This window comes from Actinomadura macra NBRC 14102, from assembly GCF_001552215.1.
Lineage (GTDB): Bacteria > Actinomycetota > Actinomycetes > Streptosporangiales > Streptosporangiaceae > Spirillospora > Spirillospora macra.
The window spans coordinates 832149-849588 of sequence record NZ_BCQT01000006.1 but is presented as its reverse complement, the minus strand read 5'-3'; the positions used below and the strand labels follow the sequence as shown (position 1 = coordinate 849588).

The following is a 17440-nucleotide window of genomic DNA, read 5'->3' as shown; positions in this document are numbered from 1 at the left end:
CCGGGCTCTTTAGGTGCCGCTAGTGGCGGCATCCCCCGGGAAGCGTCAGGCGGACGGGGAGCTCTAGCCAGCCTTGGAGCATGAAGGACGGCGCCTGGCGTATTCGTGTGGGGTCGTCGGCGAGGCGGAGGTCGGGGAAGCGGTCGAAGAGCGCCGGCAGGGCGGTGAGCATCTCCTGCCAGGCGAGCGGTTCCCCGAGGCAGTGGTGCGCGCCGAGCCCGAACGCCAGGTGCTTGTCCGGTGCCTCACTGGCGTCCCGGGCCCGTCCAGCTTCTGGAAGATCGTGACATGTGCCGCGCTCCGGGCCAGGAGGCGGAGCCCGGTGCATCGCTAAGCGGCGCGACACCGAGTAGCCATGCCGGACATGCCCCTGTCCTCCGAGGTGGGGCGTTCGCATTGTTCAGGACCGTGTTGAGGCTGTCCCGCACATGCCCTTGCAGGGCAGATCCGGGTGAGTAGGGTCTGCCGCATGACGGACTACTTGCAGGTCTCGACCACCACCGACAGCCATGAGGCGGGTATCGCGCTCATCAGCTCCGCGGTCGGCGCGAAGCTCGCGGCGTCGGGCTAGGTGTTCGGGCCCGCAGGATCGGCGTTCTGGCATCTCGGCGAGCTGGGGACCGGCGAGGAGTGGCAGGTGTTTCTGCGTACGACGGGCGAGCGGTACGCCGAGCTGGAAGCGCACCTCATCGAGTTAGCCCGGTCGATCACCTCGGCCACGGCAGGGGTAGAGGTGTGCGGGCGGAGCCTCTCGACCACCTCCGACACTCGTTTCCGTGGGCGGCAGGAGGCCACGTCGCCGCCCAAGCTGATCGCGTCTCCCAGCGTGCGGGCGGCCTTCGGGATCTGGTCTGCGTCGATGTGGGCCTCGGCGAGCCAGGTCAGGTACAGCGCCTTGTCGCGTGCGTGCGCGTCGTCGTACCGGGCGAGCGCCCAGGTCAGCGCTGGGACGACACGGTCGGGGCGGCGCAGCACCGACCAGCATCGGCCGGTCATGATCTGGAGTTCGACGTCGTCCACCCGGCGGGCCCAGTCGGGCGCCGGGCCTTCCGGCGCCGCATGGCGTGCCGGGCTGGAGCCGGCACGCCATCGGCGGGCTACTTCCTGGTGGGGGTGTAGGTGGCGATGAGGACACCGGACTTGAAGGACGTGGTGCCGGCGAGCTCGAAGGACGCCGAGAAGTCCCTGTGGACGAGGAGCTCGGACGGGTCGTCGGTGCCGACGATGACCGGGTGGATCCACAGGCGCAGCTCGTCCAGCAGGCCGTTCTCCACCAGGGCGCGGGACACCGGGCCGAAGCCGTACTGGAGGATGTCCTGGCCGTCCTGCTCCTTGAGCTCCCGGATCGTGGCGACGGCGTCGGCGCGCTTGATGATGGTGGTGTTGTTCCAGGTCGGCTTGTCCAGGGTGTCGGAGACGACGTAGTGCGGGAGGTTGTTCATCCGGACGCCGAAGTCTCCGGTCGCCTCCTCCATCGCGGGCCACGCCTCGGCGAAGCCGTCGTAGGTCAGACGGCCCATCAGCAGGGCGTCGCTGGAGAACAGCAGGTCCCTGGCGAGGCCGGCGGCCTCCTCGTCGAAGTAGGCCGAGGTCCAGTTCTGCGGGTTGCCGATGACGCCGTCGAGCGAGATGTACGTCGAGCTGATGATCTTGCGCATGATTCCCTCCCTGGGATTCAGGTCGTGTACGGGGTCGTGTTCCGCGCCTCGCGGAGGGCCAGGGCCCACCAGGAGAGCTGGTCGAGCGTGGTCTTGACCGCGGTGTTGCAGGCTGCCGTTGCCCTGGGCCAGGAGCCGTCCGCCGCGAACTCCTCCCAGTAGCAGTCCAGGGCGATGCCGTCCCGGACCACCACCGCGTGCAGTTCGCCGAACACCTCGCGGAGCTGCGCCGCGGCGTGCCGGCCGCCGGATTCGCGGCCGTAGCTGACGAGGGCGACCGGTTTGGCCTTCCACTCGTCGTAGTACCAGTCGATCGCCGTCTTCAGCGGTGCGGGGTAGCCGTGGTTGTACTCCGGCGTCACCACCGCGTACGCGTCGGCGGCGGCGAGACGGATGCCCAGCGCGAGCACCGGGTCCGGGGCCGTCTCGTCGTGGTCGGGCAGTGTTTCGGGGAGCCCGGTCTCGGCGAGGTCGATCAGGTCGACGTCCAGGTCCCCGTGCTTGCGGGCCCGGTCGGCGAACCAGCCGGCGACGGTCGGGCCGAAGCGGCCGTGACGCGTGCTGCCGATGATGACCGCCAGTTTGAGGTGTTCCCGCATGTCCCGCCTCCTTTGCCGTGGTCTCCGGCTCGACGGGACTTACTGTGCCCTGACCCTTTTACGGGATTCTTACGGTCCGCCTCCGGTGAGATGGTCCATCAGCCCGCGGAACCGCGGCCAGGCCGCGTCGTCGCCGGCCAGCACGTACCACAGGCCGGGTGCGGCGGAGCCGCCGATCTTCTTGCCGGTCACCTCGGCGGCCAGGGCGTGCTCGATCCCGGTCTCCGCGGCGCCCTCCGGCCCGATGCCGAGGGCGAGGGGTGAGGGCACGCCGATCGCCCGGCTCGGATAGGTGAGATCGGGGAGCGCCGGCGTCCACTGGACGTTGAGGGTCCGCAGGATCCCCGTCCGCGCGTGCCGGTCCGCGAGCGCCTCCAGCTCGTCCAGCGGCGGCTCCTCACCGGCGGGGCACGCGACGGCGAACGTGATCGTCTCCTTCACCCCCGAGGTCACCCGGGAGACCCGCGCCGTCCCTCCGAAGGGAGGCGCCGCGGCAGTCGTGCCGTGCGGGCCCATGAAGACCAGCGAGGTCGAGCGGGGCGAACGGCGCCTGCACAGGTCGGTCAGCTCCGAGGGCGACCACCGGGACAGCGCGGGCTCGGCCGTCCCCCAGGACCGCGGCGCGGTCCCGGCCAGGGCGCGGGCCAGGTCCTCGGTCACCGCACCGAGCTCCAGTCCCACGGTGGCCTCGTGGACGACGCGCAGGCCGACGATCAGATGGTGGCCCAGCTCGTCCGGAACCTCCCGCAGGAACGTCTCGGAGGGCCCCTCCTTCGCCTTCCCCGCGAGGACGAACTCGGCGCCGTCCCAGGCGAGGGGGAACCCGGTGAATCCGTCGAAGTAGCCGTCGTCCGGTTCCTGGACGACCCACCGCGTGCGCGGGCCGCCCAGCGCCAGCCGGAGGGGCAAGGTGATCCGGGCGTCGTGCGGCGTGAGGATCTGGAACGCCTGGCCGCTGTCCGCGCAGTGCGCCATGGCGTCGGTCAGCCAGGACGACAGCGGCACGAGCGGGCGGTCCTGGATGACGACGGCGCTCTTGGCGGTGGCGATGTCGACCGCCGGGTGCGTGCTCAACCCGCCTCCTCCTCGCCTGTGGCGCCCGGTCCCTCGGTCGGCCAGACCGCGCCGCCCAGGCGGCCGACCATCGCGTCGGCGAACCGGTGCGCGAGGACCGGCGCCCCCGGATCCCCGCCCGACGCCCGGACCTCCACCCACCAGTACGGGACGGTCAGCCCCGCGTCCACGGTCTCGCCCAGCACCCGCCCGACCTCGCCCTCGACGTCGACGCGCTGGGCCGATTCGATGCTCACCAGCGGCCGGCCCTCGTCGTCGCAGAGCCGGATGATCGCGCCGTCCCCTCCGCCGCGCACCCGCAGGGTCTCGCCCGCCGCCACCATGCTGTCGACGATCGCGCGCACGTCGGGGGCCCGCTGCGTCAACACGACCATGTCGTAGGTCACCGCTGCTCCTCACCGGAGGGAGGGGGCGCCTCGTCGAGCAGGGCGGTCTGGACGAGCCGGGCGCTCTCGCCGCGGCGGATCCACTGGGCGCGGCCCGGCGGCAGCGACTCGGCGTACAGGCGCGGGAACAGCTGCCCTTCCGCCCGTTCCCCCGACATCACGAGGGCGCCGCTTCCGGTCTCCCGCATCGCCTGGAGGAGCGGGTCGTACAGCCCGCGGCCGGCACCGGCGACGCGGCGCGCCACGACGCAGTGCAGGCCGATGTCGCGGCCGCTCGGCACGAAGGGCACGAAGGGGGCGAGCGGCTGCTGACCCGCCGTGGTCAGCAGATCGTAGTCGTCGGCGAGCACGACGATCCGGGGGCCGCGCACCCCGGTCCCGCCGGGGACCGCGGACGGGTCGTCGGGCATCCGCTCCTCCAGTTCCTTGGCGACGCCGCCCGCGAGCCCGGCGCAGACCCGGGGGGTGGTGGCGTAGCCGCCCATGTACGGCTCGGGCACCACCTCGCGCAGCGACCGGCGCGGGTCCATCACCGCGAACACCACCTGCTCGGGCGAGTACCGGGCGATCAGCTGGTGGGCGACGAGGCGCAGGAGGTTGGACTTGCCGCTGCCACCGTCACCGAGGACGATCAGATTCTGGTCGACGTCGAACAGGTCGAGCAGCAGCGGCTCGAAGGCGCGCTCGTCCACGCCGAGGGGTGCCAGCCGGGGTTCACGCCCGGGATCGGGCAGGTCGGCGGCGGGCAGCCGGTGCGGCAGCACGCGCACCGGTGGGGTGGGCTCGCCGGTCCACGCGTTGCGGATCGCCCCGACCGCCGAGTCGACGGCGGTGCCCAGTCCGGCCGGATCGGGGACGCCGCCGAGCGCGGGCACGGCCACGTGGCCGAAGAGCCCGGCGTCGGTGAGGGCGCGGCCCGGCAGTTCGGCGCTGATGGTCTCGGCCAGCTTGCGGCTGACCGTCGAGTCCGACGGATCGTTCAGCCGCAGCTCGACGCGCTGCCCGAAGGTGGACTGCGCGGCGATCCGCACGTCGTTCCACCGCAGCATCCCCGCCACCACGTGGACGCCGTAGCCGCCGCCCCGCTGCAGGAGGTCGGAGACCATACCGTCGATCTCCTCGAAGTCGGCGCGGATCGCGCCGAAGCCGTCGACCACCAGCACGACGTCGGCGGACGGCAGTTCGGGGACCTGGCGGGCGGCGTGCATCCGCCGCAGCCGCTGGACACCGTCGATCCCGTGCAGGCGGAACACCTCCATGCGGTGCTCCAGCATCCCGTGGACCTCTTCAACGGTGCGGCGGATCCGCTCCAGGTCGGTGCGGCCGGCCATGCCGCCCACGGTGGGGAGCCTGGACAGCACCTGGAGACCGCCGCCGACCAGGTCGAGTCCGTACACCGCGACCTGGTCCGGTGTGTGGGTCAGCGCCAGCGACATCACGAACGTGCGCAGCAGGGTGGTCTTGCCGGTCTGCGGGCCGCCGATGATCGCGACATGGCCGCCCGCCGCCGTCAGGTCGAGGTTCCACACGCCCTGCCACTGCCGGCGCGCGTCGTCCAGCACCCCGATCGGCACCCGCATCGGGCCGGCCTTGACCGGCAGGCGCATGCCCCGTTCGGTGATCCGCACCGGCCCGGTGACGGTGTCCAGCTTGGTGAGCGCGGGCAACGGCGGCAGCCAGATGGTCTGCACGCGGCTTCCGTGCCGGGCGAGCTGTCCGACCAGCACGCCGAGCAGGGTGGGGCCGACGGTCCGCTCCGGCAGCTCCGCCTCGTCGCCGCCAGCGCCCGCCGGGGCCCCGCCGCCCGCCGGGCCGCCCAGGTTGTAGGCGGTGTAGGGGAGCACGGGTGGACGGCCGGACGTCTCGTCGGACGCCGCCACCGCCCCCCGGTAGGGCCCCGATACGTAGCTGCCCTTGAAACGCAGGTAGATGCTGGTGTCGACCTTGAGGTAGCCGAAGCCGGGCAGCGCCGGGAGGTGGAAGGCGTCCGGGGCGTCCAGCACCGTCCGGCTCTCTTCCTCGGAGAACGTGCGCAGCCCGATCCGGTAGGACAGATAGGTCTCCAGGCCGCGCAGCTTCCCGCTCTCGATGCGCTGGCTGGACAGCAGCAGGTGCACGCCGATGCTGCGCCCGATCCGGCCGATCGACAGGAACAGCTCGATGAAGTCCGGACGCGCCGTGAGCAGTTCCCCGAACTCGTCGATGATCACCAGCAGGTGCGGGAGCGGCGGCAGCTCCGGCCGCTGCCGTCGCTGGTGGTTGTAGTCGCCGATGTTGGCGATGTTCCCCGCGTCACGCAGCACCTGCTGCCGCCGCTGCACCTCGCCGGACAGGCTGGCGTACACCCGCTCGATCAGCCCGGCGTCGTCCTCCAGGTTGGTGATGACGCCCGCGACGTGGGGGAGCTCGGCGAACGGGGCGAAGGTGGCGCCGCCCTTGTAGTCGATCAGCACCATGCTCGCCTGGTCGGGCCCGTGCGTCGCCGCCAGCGCGAGCACCAGCGTGCGCAGCAGCTCGCTCTTGCCCGACCCGGTGGCGCCCACGCACAGGCCGTGCGGTCCCATGCCGAGGCTGGCCGCCTCCTTCAGATCGAGGATCACCGGCCGGCCGGTGTCGTCGAGCCCGACCGGCACGCGCAGGAAGGCGCGCTCGCCGCGCGGCGCCCACAGCCTCGGGACGTCGAGGTCGCCGGGATCCCGCACGCCGAGCAGCGAGGCGAAGTCGACCTCGCCGCCCTGCGCCGCGCCCTCCTCGACCGACTCCCGCGAGAGCCGCATCGGGGCGACCATCCGGACCAGGCCCTCCAGCATCGCGGCCGGGACCTCGTCGAGCGTCCCGGTCATCGTCACCGGTTCCGCGCCCCGCAGGTCCTCCACCCGGACCTGATCGCCGTCGACAGTGATCCGGACGCTCACGTCCCCGGGTTCGTGCGTCCGGTCCGACAGCAGGTGCACGACCGTCGCGGCCAGGTCGGCCGGTGGAACGCCCTCGTCCGGACGGACCAGGTCGGCAGCCACCTCGCCGTGCGTGTCATGGAAGACCACCAGGCGGCGCAGCAGCCGGAACGAGTCGCGTTTACCCAGCCCGCGGCGCACCTCCGCGGCGTAGTCGGTGCGCTCGCGCAGGCTGTCGGCCAGCAGCGCCGCCAGCCGCAGCGGGGAGGAGGCGATCAGCCGGACGGGCACCCCGCCGTCGCGGCGGTGCGGATCGAGCACGTGCGGCAGCCACTTGATCCAGTCCCAGTCGGCCGAGGCGCCGCCATAGGCCGCCCCGATCGCGACGTCCTCCGGCGCGTGGAAGGCGACCAGCTGGGCGACCATGGCGCGCACCAGCCGCAGCGCGTCCTGGTGGGTGCCGATGACGCTGACGTCGCCGGCCAGGTCCAGCGGGAGGGTGAGCGGCATGTCCGGCGCCGTGCGGAAGCGCTCGATCAGCGCCCGTGCCTCCGAGGACATGAAAGGGTCCGTCGGGTTGAGCGCGGTGCCCTGCTCGCCCAACTCCAGGGGATGGCCGGGCATGAGCCCGGTGCCGACGCGGACCCGCAGGAAGTCATCGTGCGTGCGGCGCCGTTCCCACAGCCGGGCCGGGTCGCGGACCACGTCGTACAGCGCCTCCGGCGGCGGGTCCAGCACCCGGGCCCGCGCCCGGTTCTCCCGCTCCTCGGCCGACAGCTCCTCGCGCAGCTCCTCCAGGAACTCCAGGTAGCGTTCGCGCTGGTTCTTGCGCTGCCGGGTGACCTGCCCCCGGCGCGACAGCAGCAACGCCCCGCCGCCGAGGACGGCCACGACCAGCAGCACCGCGCCGAACGCCATGAACGCGGGATTCCGCATCACGGTCATGATCGTCAGCGAGCCCATCATGCCGACCATGGGAAGGATCGTCATGATCTGGTTGCCCGTGCCGCCCGCCTCGGGGAGGGTGGGAGGGGCCTCGACCTCACGGGGCTCCCGCCCGGAACGGGGGTGCACGGTTCGCGCGGGGCGGTGCACTGCCCGGGTCGTCATTCCTGCCCACTCCTCCCCGTCGAGCGGTCCCCGCCCCACCCTAATGTCGGTCACTAGGTCATGTTGATCAATTCGTCCGGGAGGCGCCGATGGAGCTCTTCGAGGTGTCGGCGGACGTGCACGCCCTCATCGAGGACCTGCTACCGGTGATCAACCCGGCGGCCCGGTTCGACGCCCCGCTGGCCAGGGTCGTGTTCACGGTGGGCCGGTTCGAGCCGAGCGCCCCCACGCTGACCATCCTGGAGCGGTGCGCACAAGCGGAGCGGACCGCGTGGCCGAGGCTGGTCGAGGACTGGCTCCGCGAGATGGGCGACCGCGCGGCGATGGCCATCGCCGAGATCGAACTCCTCGGAGACATCCGCAAGCTGCTGCGCCTGCGTGTGGTCCCCAAGCTCACCGAAGCCGAGCGGGAGGGGCTGCTGGTCTCTTCCGCCGGGGACCACTTCGACGCCGTGGTCGTGATCGAGCACCCCGACCACGGGGGGCCGCTCACCCGGGACAGGGCCTCGCTCCTCGGACTCAGGCGGCTCGGCGACATCGCCGTGCCCAACACCTACGAGGGGGAGCTGGCCGACGTCGGCGTCCATGAGCAGCCCCTCACGGCGAGCGAGTCCGTCCGCGTCATCAGCAAGCCCGGGTGCCGGTACGTCTCGGCGCTCATCGCCGAACTGCGCCACTTTCTCCACGACGCCGGGAAGCCCGGCGCGCTCGTCGCGGTTCCCTCGCACAGCACCATCCTGCTCTATCCGATCGTCTCAGCGGCCGTGAGCGATGTACTCCCGGCCTTCTCCCAGGTCGCGAGGGAGATGCACGCGGGGTCCGACGATCCTGCGACGCCGGAGGTGTTCTGGTGGCGCCGCGACCACGCCCTGATACGGCTCGATCCCGGCTCGGTGACCTTGCCCGATCAGTCTCGGCCTCAGTCCCGGCCTCAGCCCCGGCGCCGGACCCGGCTGCCTTGGCGGCGTCGCTGACCCGCCCGTGGACCGTGTCTCTTCCGCGACCGGTTCAGCCGGTGACGGCGCGGCGGAGCGCCTCGGCGGCGATGGCGATCGCCGTCAGGCGGGTGGCGTAGGCCAGCCGGCCGTGGTCGAGCGTGGTGCCGACGGCCAGCTGCCGGTCGAAACCCAGCCTGATCACGGCCACGCCGACCTCCGCGAGGATGTCGGCGGCACGGTCGACGTCCACGGTTCCGGCCTTGTGGGGCGAGCGGGAGGTGAACACGACCAGCGTGCGGGGACGCAGCGCCTCCAGGCCGCCGGCGGCCATCCAGTCCATGACGCGGCCCACCTTCGCCGCGCCGTCCACGGTGGCGGGCGCGACGAGGATCTGCGCGTGGGCCGCGGCGAGGACGGCCTGGTGCAAGCGCGACTGGATCCCGGCCCCGTTGTCGGCGACCGTGATCCCGAAGAACCGGCTGAGCTGGGTGCCCGCGGATCGGTACAACTCGGCGTCCACGTGCCCCGCCCCCAGCCGCCCGCGTGTGGCGGGCAGGGCCCACAGCCGATCGCCCAGCGGTGTCAGGAACTGCCGAACCTGCTCGAACGAGGCGGTGCTCAGGTTCTCCTCCGCCAGGTCGGCGAGCGAGTGCTCGGCCCGCACGCCCAGCCGGAGTGGGAGCGTGCCCAACTCGGGGTCGAGGTCCAAGGCCAGTACCCGGTCGTCCCGGTGGCGGGCATACGCCGACGCGACCAGTGCCGCCACCGTGCTCTTGCCGGAACCTCCGCGTACGCCCATCACCGCGATCCGCCTGCCCGTGGTGACCGGATGCTGGATCCACTGGCCGTGCTCGGTGACCGCACGCACCTCGTCGGCGGACCGGAACGGGCGCATCGCGCCGCGGCCGACCCGCCGCAGGAGGGAGTCGCCGTGCACGGAGCCGGCGACGAGGTCCTCCGGACGGACCGGCCCGGCCGCCGGTGGTGCGAGCGCCGGGGGCGATGGAGACGGGCCCGGAGCGGCGGGCCGAGGCTGCGGGATAGGCGGCGAAGGTACGGATGGGGGCGGGACGGGTGCGGATGGGACGGGAGGGGTTTCCAGGGGCTTGGACCGTCCACCGAAGGCCGGCGGCGGGACCTGGGGTTGGGTGGCCTGGGGTTGGGCGGCTTGGGGCTGGGTGGCTTGGGACTCCGCGGGGCCGGGTTCGAGGTCGGTGTACCAGCGCACCGCCTCCGGTGCGGGCCGTTCTTCCGGAAGCGGAGGCGGAAGCAGGGGCAGTGGCGGAGGCTGCCCGGTCCGGCGTGGGCTCAGCGAGGGAGGGTCGACGACCGTCGCGTCAGGCTCGGGCGGAAGCTCGTCCCGGTCCTGGTCAGCCACCGTGTCCTCTCAGAAGGTTTCCAGGAGACGTTCGAAGGTCCCGAAGGTGCCGACGGCGACCGGGATGACCGCCGCCACCGCGGCCGCCTCGACCCGGTTCATGATGCGGCGCAGCCGTGCGCGGACGTGCTCGGGCTGCTCCCGCGTGAGCACCACCACCGGGATCACCAGTCCTGCCAGGAGCATACCCAGCGCGGGGCCGACCCCCCACGTGACGTGACGCGTCCACTGGACGGCGAGGGCCACGACGATCACGAGGCCCGAGCCGAAGAGCGCGGTCTTCTGCAGGATCAGCGGGAACATCCGGGCCCGGCTGACCACCACGATCGCGAGCAGCCCCGCCAGGCCCGCCGACCACGCGTCGAAGTCCGCGACGGCGCCGATCCCGGCCACGGCGGCGGCCAGCGCCACCGCCAGTGTCGCGATCACCATGCTGCGGTGCGCGCTGTCCAGGGCGTTCATCACGTCGCGGCGCGCCACCACGCCGCCGGCGCCGCGCCGGTCGTCGAGGGAGGTCAACCCGGACAGCGACAGCGCCACCCGCAGCAGCGCGCTCAGCAGGACCACGCAGGTCAGCGCGAGGACGGCGCCGACCCGGCCGCCGTCCAGGCCGAACGCGGCACCGCCCGTCCCGATGGTCGCCAGCGCTGCGGCCAGCCCGCCGCCGACAAGCCCGCCGCGGCCGAGCGGCGAGCCGATCCCGAGCAGCAGGACGACCGCGGCGGCGGTCAGGGCGAGCGCGCCTCCCAGCGCCCAGCCCTCCCAGCCGTACAGGTCCGCGGCGAGCCACAGCGCCGGCGTCGCGGTGACGCCGCCGGCGAGGGTCATCGCCGTCCCGAGGCGCTCTTGCCCGGCGAGCCCGGCCGCCGTGCCGCCGAACGCCAGGCAGGCCGCGACGGCACCGACGATGCCGAGCGCCGCGCCGTCGCCGAGCCGTTCCACGATGAGCATCCCGACGGCGAAGGACAGCCCCATGAGGGCACCGGTCGCGTTCCAGCGGACGGCCGCCGGGCTCCACCGCCACAACCGGCCGTCGAGCGTGTCGCCGACGACCTCCGGCACCTCGTGGACGACGGGTGCGGGGATCGGTTCGTCCGAGAGGACGAGCCGCAGGACGGCGCCGTCGGGGATCCGCCGTTCGGCGAGGCTCGCCCCGGGGTCGAGCACGTCCCCGGTGGCGGTGACCAGGTGCCGCAGCCGGGGCGGGCTCTGCGGCTGGTCCCCGAGGAGTTCGAGGACCTCGGGCATCAGCGCGCCGATCGGCTCCTGGGCGGGGAGCACCATGTCCACCTTGCGGTGCTCACCGACGAGAGTGACCCGGCTCCACGCGGTCATGGCACCCTTCCATCATCGATCGTCCGGCCGGGGGCCGGATGGCTGCTGCGGGTCGTCCCGGCCTACCCGGGCACGGCCGTGCCGGAGACCCGCTCAAGGTAGCCGTTGCGCAGCAACCAGCGGACCGTCGGAAGCGCGGGCGGCCGCGGGAACAGGTCCGCGTTCACGGTGAACCGGACGCCGCCGCCCGGACTGCGCGGCGCGGGAGCCGAGATCGAGGCCGTCACCAGGAAGGGCTTGACCACCCGATACCGCAGGTAGCCCGCCGGGACACCCGGGATCGTGTCGGCGCGCGCCGGCGGCGGAAGGCCGCGCTGCGCGAAGGCCATCCCGAACGGGAACAGCACCGACCCGCTCTCCTGGCCGAACTGGTCCACGAACCGGCCCTGGGGCAGGGGATAGGAGACCGCCGCGCCGCCGCCGAGATTGATCTTGGAACGGGCGTCGGCCGCGAGTGCCGCCCCCTGCCGCAGGGCCTGCTGCTCGGTCTGCGGAGTGAGGACGTGCGAGGGCGTCTCCTTGACAGCCAGTTCCCCGTACAGCCACCGGCAGGCATCGTCCTCGGTGGGGAACTCCGCCGCGACGCGACCCTGCTCGAACTCGACGATCCCGCCGGTGAACTGGTTCTCGCCACGCGCGACCACGTAGTAGCTGGAGGCCCGGCGGGCCGGGGGGCGGGCCTGCCCCGGCAGGACGTACAAGGTGGCGGGCACATTGGCCCGGGTCAGGGCCGCGCGGAGCCGCGTGAAGGTGACCTGCGTACCGACCCAGTCGGCGGGCACCTGCGCCGTGGCGCCGTCGGGGACGGCCCCCTGCTGCGACTGCCGGACCTGTTCCCGCTTCTGTTCCTGGAGACGCGACCGCAGGAACGACCAGCCCACCGTGCCCGCGCACAGCACCGCCGCCAGGCACAACCCTGCGACGATCTTCCCGACGTTCTCGTCGAAGGTCCGGCGCGTCCGCTGCGGCCCGAACAGCAGCGCGTCCCGGAGGCGCCGGCGCCGCACCGCCACCGACTCCAGCAACTGGGTGTCGTAGTCGCGTGCCAGGGCGCGTCCCCTCCGCCTTCGTGCAGTTCGTCTTCAGGGGCCCCCTTCGCTTCCGGCAGCCCCGACGTGGGGGACGCCCCGGAAGGGAGCGCCCCCGTCGCCCCGTGGATCCGCGCTGGGCGGACCCGTCCTCAGATCGCCTGGACGGCGGCGCCGGCCTTGCTCAGCGCCGTCTGGGCGTGCTCGTCATTGCTTTCCAGCGTCGCCTTGACCAGCCGGATGATCTCGCGCACCTCGTTGGCGGCGGTGTGCCACTTGATCTCCTTGGCGTGGTACTCGTCGTCCACGCCGGTGGCCTGGAAGTCGGCCATGGCGGTCTTGACGTCGGTGTCGCGCGTGCCGATCAGCGCCTCCAGGCGCGACACGATCGTCTGGATGTTGGCCTGGGCCTCGCCGGAGGCCCCGGTGTCGTAGCTGCGGCGGCCGTTGGTTCCCACGTTGTCGTCCCCTCCTGGTCCGTCGGTTCAGGTCGTCCGGAACTTGGCGCCGTCGAAGTTGGCCGCGGCCATCATCCGGCCCGCCTCGTCGGCCATCGTCTGGTCGCCGGTGGCGAACGCCTTCTCCATGCCGATCTGGCCGACGTTGACCCTGTTCAGGCCGACCTTCAGATCGGCGGTGATCTGGTCCGAGCGGGCCTTGAAACTGTCGAAGGCGGCCTTCCCCGCACCGTTGAACTTGCCCGAGAGCGGCTCCGCGGCCGCGATCAGCTGCTTGACGAGCCCGGCCAGTTCCTCGCCCGAGGTTCCGGTGTTCTTGGCCAGGGTGACCAGTGTTTCCTGCCCGTGGTCCCAACGTCCCATCGTGTCCCACCTGCCAGTCGGGTCGTGACGTCTCCGCGTGCCGATGAAGTGGATCTTCGACGATAGTTCGTCCGGATCCCCCGCGCCACCGGTCTTCATCGAAGACCTATACCTCCTCAGAGTAGGACTTCGGAAAGGCATCCGTGGTTCCCTGCGGGCAGATCGGCATGAGTATCGAAAGGGCTTTACAGAGGTCATCTCGACTGGTCACCATTGGACGATCGGCAAGGGTCGGCCGATTCCCCCCGAGCAGCGAGAGAGCCATGAAGTTCGAGCTGGTGGAGCCCCCCGAGACGCCTGCGCCCGAGGTGGAGGACAGGGCGCCCGCGGACGCCCCCGCGACGGCGGAGGACGCGGTCGCCGGGTTGGCCGAGGCCACCGGTCGGCTACGCGCCGACGTGGCCGCGGAATCGGAGCGGATCGACGCCTCACTGGCCGAACTCGCGCAGGTCATCCGCGATTCCCGGTGGCCGGGACCAGAGCACTTTGCGGCCGGGCCGCCCGGCAATTTTCGGCCCGATCGATTTTCTCCGCCCGATGACGAGGAGAAGGACCGTCGCACATGAGCGTTTACGACATCGACGGCCCGGGGGTGGGTTCCGTCGTGGGCAAGGTCGGGAACTATGTCGCCGGCGAGGGCGGAAAAGGGGAGGGCGGGCTGGTCAAGCAGCTCTCTGACTTCGGGAAACACGTCAGCGACGCCGGAACCGCGGCGGCCAGCCAGCCGATCGGAACCGCGTTGAAGGAGTACGTGGAGCACACCCAGCCTGGCCTCAAGGGCATGGTCACCAAGACCGCGAGTTGTATCGAGGGTGCGGTCAAGGCGGTCAAGGCGTACAACCAGGCCGACTACGAGATGGTCCAGGAGGCCCAGAAGCAGGCCGCCTCGGCGCCGGCTCCGAAGATCGGGAAATAGCGCGGACGTTAGTGATTCATCTCACAGGGGACTCCGCGCCGCCGCTCGCCACGAAGATCCGCGAGATCCGAGGGCGGTCCTTGTGGCCCGGGGACGAGTACGAGGGGTGCGACGTTGAGTGGTGTGTTCGATCCGAACGCGATTCCGATCCCCAAGACGAACGCCGACGAGGTTGAGACGGCCGGCCGGGCCCTCAAGAGCGACGGACAGGGAATCGCCGACACCGGTCACAACATCGACACGGGGTGGCAGGCGCTCGATCCGCACTACAACGCGCCTGAGGAGCACCTGCTCCTGGACGCCACCAAGCCGGTCGCCGCCGCGGGGGAGGCGTTCAAGACCGAGGTGACCACCGTCGGGGACGCGCTCGTCACCTTCGCCGGCGAGGTCCGTCCGATCATCAGCCGTCTGCAGACCCTCAAGAGCAATGCGCAGTCGTTCCGCAACAAGATCGAGGACGATGACGACTGGCGCAAGGACGAGGACAAGGTCAACGAGCACAACAAGCTCAACAACGACGTCCTCGCCGCCGTCGCCCAGTACCAGGCCGCCGAGCGGTCCTGCGCCAACAAGATCACCGGGATCTTCGGGGGAACGAGGTTCGTTCCCGCCGACGGAAAACCGGGCAGCGGCGAGAAGGGATACGGCCTCGGCAAGGCCCCGACCAACGTCGAGACCCCGTGGGCCAAGCCCCAGGAGCACGACAAACCGTGGTACGAGGACGCCTGGGGCGCGGTCTGGGACCTGGGCAGCGGTCTCGTCACCGGCATCGCCGACCTTGCCGGCCTGCACGGCGACAACGGCTGGGTGTGGGAGGGCGACTCCCACTTCTGGTCGAACCTGGGCAACGGCTGGATGGGCAAGCTTGAGGAGGTCAGCGGCCTGGTCGGCCTGCACGGCGAGAATGGCTGGGTGTGGGAGAAGGACTCCCATTTCTGGTCCAACCTCGGTCACAACTGGAAGGAGATGGCCCACTCCTTCGTTCCCTGGCGCGAATGGGGCGACCGCCCCGGCTATGTGATCACCACGACCACCATCAACGTCGCCACGATCGGCATCGGCGCGGCCGCGAAGAAACTCCTGGGCCGCAGGGGCGGCGGAGGCGGCGACGACCACGACGCCCGCCCCGGCGACGCCGACGGGGACGGCAGGCTCGACGGTAACGCCGATCTCCCGAACGGTCGCTACGACTCGAGTACCGACCCGACCGCGAGGGAACTACAGGACAGGACGAACGACCTCGACCCCGGCGATCTGGATGAGCTGGAGCGCTCGCTGGACGAAGCCGAGAACCTCCCGGACCGCGAACCGGCCCAGGTCGGTGGCCGCGAGGAGGGCGACCCCGGCTCCGGTGAGCCGGGGACTCCGGGCGGCGACAGCGGCACCGGAAAGCCCGACGGCAACGGCACCCCGGGCGACCGAGACCCCGGAGGAGAGAACACCCCAGGCGGCGACGGAAAGCCGGACGCCGACGGACAGCCCGATGGTGACGGCAAGCCCGATGGCGAGGGCAAGCCTGACGGTGAGGGCAAGCCCGACGGTGAAGGGAAGCCGGACGGTGACGGCGCTCCGGATGGCGAGGGCAAGCCGGATGGCGAGGGCAAGCCGGATGGCGAGGGCAAGCCGGATGGCGAGGGCAAGCCGGATGGCGAGGGCAAGCCGGATGGCGAGGGCAAGCCGGATGGCGACGGTCCTCCGGATGGCGAAGGGAAGCCGGACGGCGACGGCGCTCCCGATGGCGAGGGCAAGCCGGATGGGGACAACCCTCCCGAGGGTGACGGCGATCCCGGCGGTCCGAACGACCCGCCCGGTGACACCGACCCGGGGGACGGCAACGACGAGCCCGATCCGGAGCGGGAGGGAAAGCTCAAGAAGGCCGACGATCTTGAAGGCTCGCTACGCAGGGGCGGGCTGTCCGATGAGGACATTGATCGGTTGCGTGGCGATCACCCGCGTGACGGCGACCATTGGCAGCGGCTTGCCAAAGCGCTGGAGCAGCAGTTCGGCAAGAAGGCCCTCAAGGGGGACCCGAACCTGCATAGGGACGCGCTTCGGTTCGCGATGGAAGGGGCGGACAATCCCCGCGAGGTCGCCTACCGTTACGAGTATTACAAGGCCCGCTACGATGAGGTGAAAGCACAGGTCGAGCAGGAACTCAAGGACGGCACGCGCGACCGGGGGACCAAGAGCAACGCCCAGCATGTCGCCGAGCAATTCCGTGATCTCGATATGCGGGCTGAGTTGGAGCGGGACCACCGAGAGTTCCGGGCGGCCCGGCCGAACCCGGACGGAGCGAGGATCGATCCGGATCTTTCGGGGGATGCCAGGATCGACGGTGTGCGTGGTCACGCCGGGCAGATCGGCATGGGTCACGAAACCTCAGCGGCATACCACGTGCGCAAACACCTCGACGAACTGCCGCCAGAGGAACGCCGCGGCAATCCCGTGCGCGACTTCATGGACAGCGCGGAACGGACGATCCGTGAGGGAACCTTTGCCGGGCGCAAGGTGGGTGCTGATGGCGCGGAGCGCATGCTGTTCACCCGCAGGGTAGGGGACCGGACGCTGGAGGCCCTGGTCCTCCTACGGCCGGACGGCAAGATCATTATGTTGACCTACGGCGGAGAGAAGATCGGACACCTCTGATGTCTGGGATCAAGGAGCTCAGCGATGGCGCGTGGCGCGCTCGGCTCGACGAGATGCGCAGGCGTGCGGCGTGGCTGGAGACGGTGGATCCGGGCGGTCAGGCTGATGGGGGCATGGCGGTGATGGAGGCACTGCTGTACGTGTATGACGGTTTGGCGAAATGGAGGAATGCCGATCCGGCCGAGGCAGAGATACTCCGAGCCCGAGTCCGGCGGCCCGGGCTGATCGAGACTTTGCACGGCGAGCGCGCACAGAACACGCTGGGCGCCTACAGCGGTAAGGGCGAAACATACGCGTTGCGAGGGCGAAATGACGGCTACCGGGAGGCGTGCGAGCATCGTTCCGCGATCGAGTCGCTGACGGACGACTTCGCCGATGTCGTGGTCGATCCCTTCGTCCAAGAAGCGGTCGAGGACTTCGACGAGGAACTGCGCGACGTGGCCGATGACGCCACCCCGGTGCACCGGACTCAGATCCCCTCCTGGGCCCCCAGGTCACACTGGTGGTGGTGGAAGCCCGATCACATCAACATGAGTATGCGCGAGTACGGTGACCGCATCTACGCGGGTGACCTTGGAAGCGATCTCGCGCCCGGCGACGCCGACTGGTTGCGTTGTGGGGACAAGGAATGCTGGTGCTTCAGCGCACCGGGTTGAT

At 71.3% G+C, this 17440-nt stretch carries 16 protein-coding genes and 1 pseudogene; 5 read left to right on the top strand and 12 right to left on the bottom strand.

Annotation, left to right across the window (positions count from 1 at the left end):
* Nucleotides 1–19: 19 nt before the first annotated feature.
* The 7 genes and pseudogenes from AMA02S_RS41660 to eccCa form a co-directional block, all read right to left on the bottom strand.
* Entirely contained in the window at nt 20–397 is a 378-nt protein-coding gene (locus AMA02S_RS41660; protein ID WP_157430540.1) for a cytochrome P450, read from the bottom strand.
* Nucleotides 398–567: 170 nt separating this feature from the next.
* Nucleotides 568–1053 (bottom strand): annotated as a pseudogene (locus tag AMA02S_RS43255) (NsdA family TPR-like regulatory protein); the annotation flags it as partial.
* A gap of 44 nt (nt 1054–1097) precedes the next feature.
* Nucleotides 1098–1658 (bottom strand): dihydrofolate reductase family protein, encoded by a 561-nt coding sequence (locus AMA02S_RS12825; RefSeq protein ID WP_067456542.1) that lies wholly within the window; start codon nt 1656–1658, stop codon nt 1098–1100.
* A 17-nt stretch (nt 1659–1675) separates the two neighbouring features.
* Nucleotides 1676–2257 (bottom strand): NADPH-dependent FMN reductase, encoded by a 582-nt coding sequence (locus tag AMA02S_RS12820; protein ID WP_067456540.1) that lies wholly within the window; start codon nt 2255–2257, stop codon nt 1676–1678.
* Between the two features lie 69 nt (nt 2258–2326).
* The gene (locus AMA02S_RS12815; RefSeq protein ID WP_084265040.1) at nt 2327–3331 is read right to left on the bottom strand and encodes a DUF6177 family protein; all 1005 of its coding nucleotides are present in this window, start codon (nt 3329–3331) and stop codon (nt 2327–2329) included.
* Nucleotides 3328–3717, bottom strand: a complete 390-nt coding sequence (locus AMA02S_RS12810; RefSeq protein ID WP_067456537.1) for a hypothetical protein — start codon at nt 3715–3717, stop codon at nt 3328–3330. Before AMA02S_RS12810 ends, AMA02S_RS12815 begins: the two co-directional genes overlap by 4 nt.
* The gene (gene eccCa / locus AMA02S_RS12805) at nt 3714–7721 is read right to left on the bottom strand and encodes a type VII secretion protein EccCa (RefSeq protein ID WP_067456534.1); all 4008 of its coding nucleotides are present in this window, start codon (nt 7719–7721) and stop codon (nt 3714–3716) included. The genes AMA02S_RS12810 and eccCa overlap by 4 nt, the downstream gene beginning before the upstream one ends.
* A gap of 89 nt (nt 7722–7810) precedes the next feature.
* On the opposite strand from eccCa, the gene AMA02S_RS12800 reads away from it, so the two are divergent.
* Nucleotides 7811–8695 carry a hypothetical protein gene (locus AMA02S_RS12800; RefSeq protein ID WP_067456531.1) on the top strand — a complete coding sequence of 295 codons (885 nt, stop codon included), beginning with the start codon at nt 7811–7813 and terminating at the stop codon, nt 8693–8695.
* 34 nt (nt 8696–8729) lie between these two features.
* Here the strand turns inward: AMA02S_RS12800 and AMA02S_RS12795 are convergent, their stop codons facing one another.
* The 5 genes from AMA02S_RS12795 to AMA02S_RS12775 all read right to left on the bottom strand — a co-directional run bounded on the left by AMA02S_RS12795 (nt 8730) and on the right by AMA02S_RS12775 (nt 13221).
* Nucleotides 8730–10037: a CpaE/TadZ family protein gene (locus AMA02S_RS12795; RefSeq protein WP_157430539.1), complete on the bottom strand. Its 1308-nt coding sequence runs from the start codon at nt 10035–10037 to the stop codon at nt 8730–8732.
* A 9-nt stretch (nt 10038–10046) separates the two neighbouring features.
* Nucleotides 10047–11372, bottom strand: a complete 1326-nt coding sequence (locus AMA02S_RS12790) for an EsaB/YukD family protein (RefSeq protein ID WP_067456525.1) — start codon at nt 11370–11372, stop codon at nt 10047–10049.
* A gap of 62 nt (nt 11373–11434) precedes the next feature.
* Nucleotides 11435–12397, bottom strand: coding sequence for a TNT domain-containing protein (locus AMA02S_RS12785; RefSeq protein WP_245667477.1), 963 nt, complete (start codon nt 12395–12397; stop codon nt 11435–11437).
* 155 nt (nt 12398–12552) lie between these two features.
* On the bottom strand, nt 12553–12858 hold the full coding sequence (locus AMA02S_RS12780) for a pore-forming ESAT-6 family protein (RefSeq protein WP_067456519.1): 306 nt from the start codon (nt 12856–12858) through the stop codon (nt 12553–12555).
* A gap of 27 nt (nt 12859–12885) precedes the next feature.
* On the bottom strand, nt 12886–13221 hold the full coding sequence (locus tag AMA02S_RS12775; RefSeq protein WP_067457189.1) for a hypothetical protein: 336 nt from the start codon (nt 13219–13221) through the stop codon (nt 12886–12888).
* A 263-nt stretch (nt 13222–13484) separates the two neighbouring features.
* Here AMA02S_RS12775 and AMA02S_RS12770 point away from each other — a divergent pair, with 263 nt between their 5' ends.
* The 4 genes from AMA02S_RS12770 (at nt 13485) to AMA02S_RS12755 (ending at nt 17439) form a co-directional block, all read left to right on the top strand.
* Entirely contained in the window at nt 13485–13787 is a 303-nt protein-coding gene (locus AMA02S_RS12770; RefSeq protein ID WP_067456516.1) for a hypothetical protein, read from the top strand.
* Entirely contained in the window at nt 13784–14137 is a 354-nt protein-coding gene (locus AMA02S_RS12765; RefSeq protein ID WP_067456513.1) for a DUF6507 family protein, read from the top strand. The genes AMA02S_RS12770 and AMA02S_RS12765 overlap by 4 nt, the downstream gene beginning before the upstream one ends.
* A 123-nt stretch (nt 14138–14260) precedes the next feature.
* Nucleotides 14261–16783 carry an ICP22 family protein gene (locus AMA02S_RS43455; protein WP_067456510.1) on the top strand — a complete coding sequence of 841 codons (2523 nt, stop codon included), beginning with the start codon at nt 14261–14263 and terminating at the stop codon, nt 16781–16783.
* A gap of 53 nt (nt 16784–16836) precedes the next feature.
* Nucleotides 16837–17439, top strand: a complete 603-nt coding sequence (locus AMA02S_RS12755) for a hypothetical protein (protein WP_157430538.1) — start codon at nt 16837–16839, stop codon at nt 17437–17439.
* Nucleotide 17440: the final 1 nt, after the last annotated feature.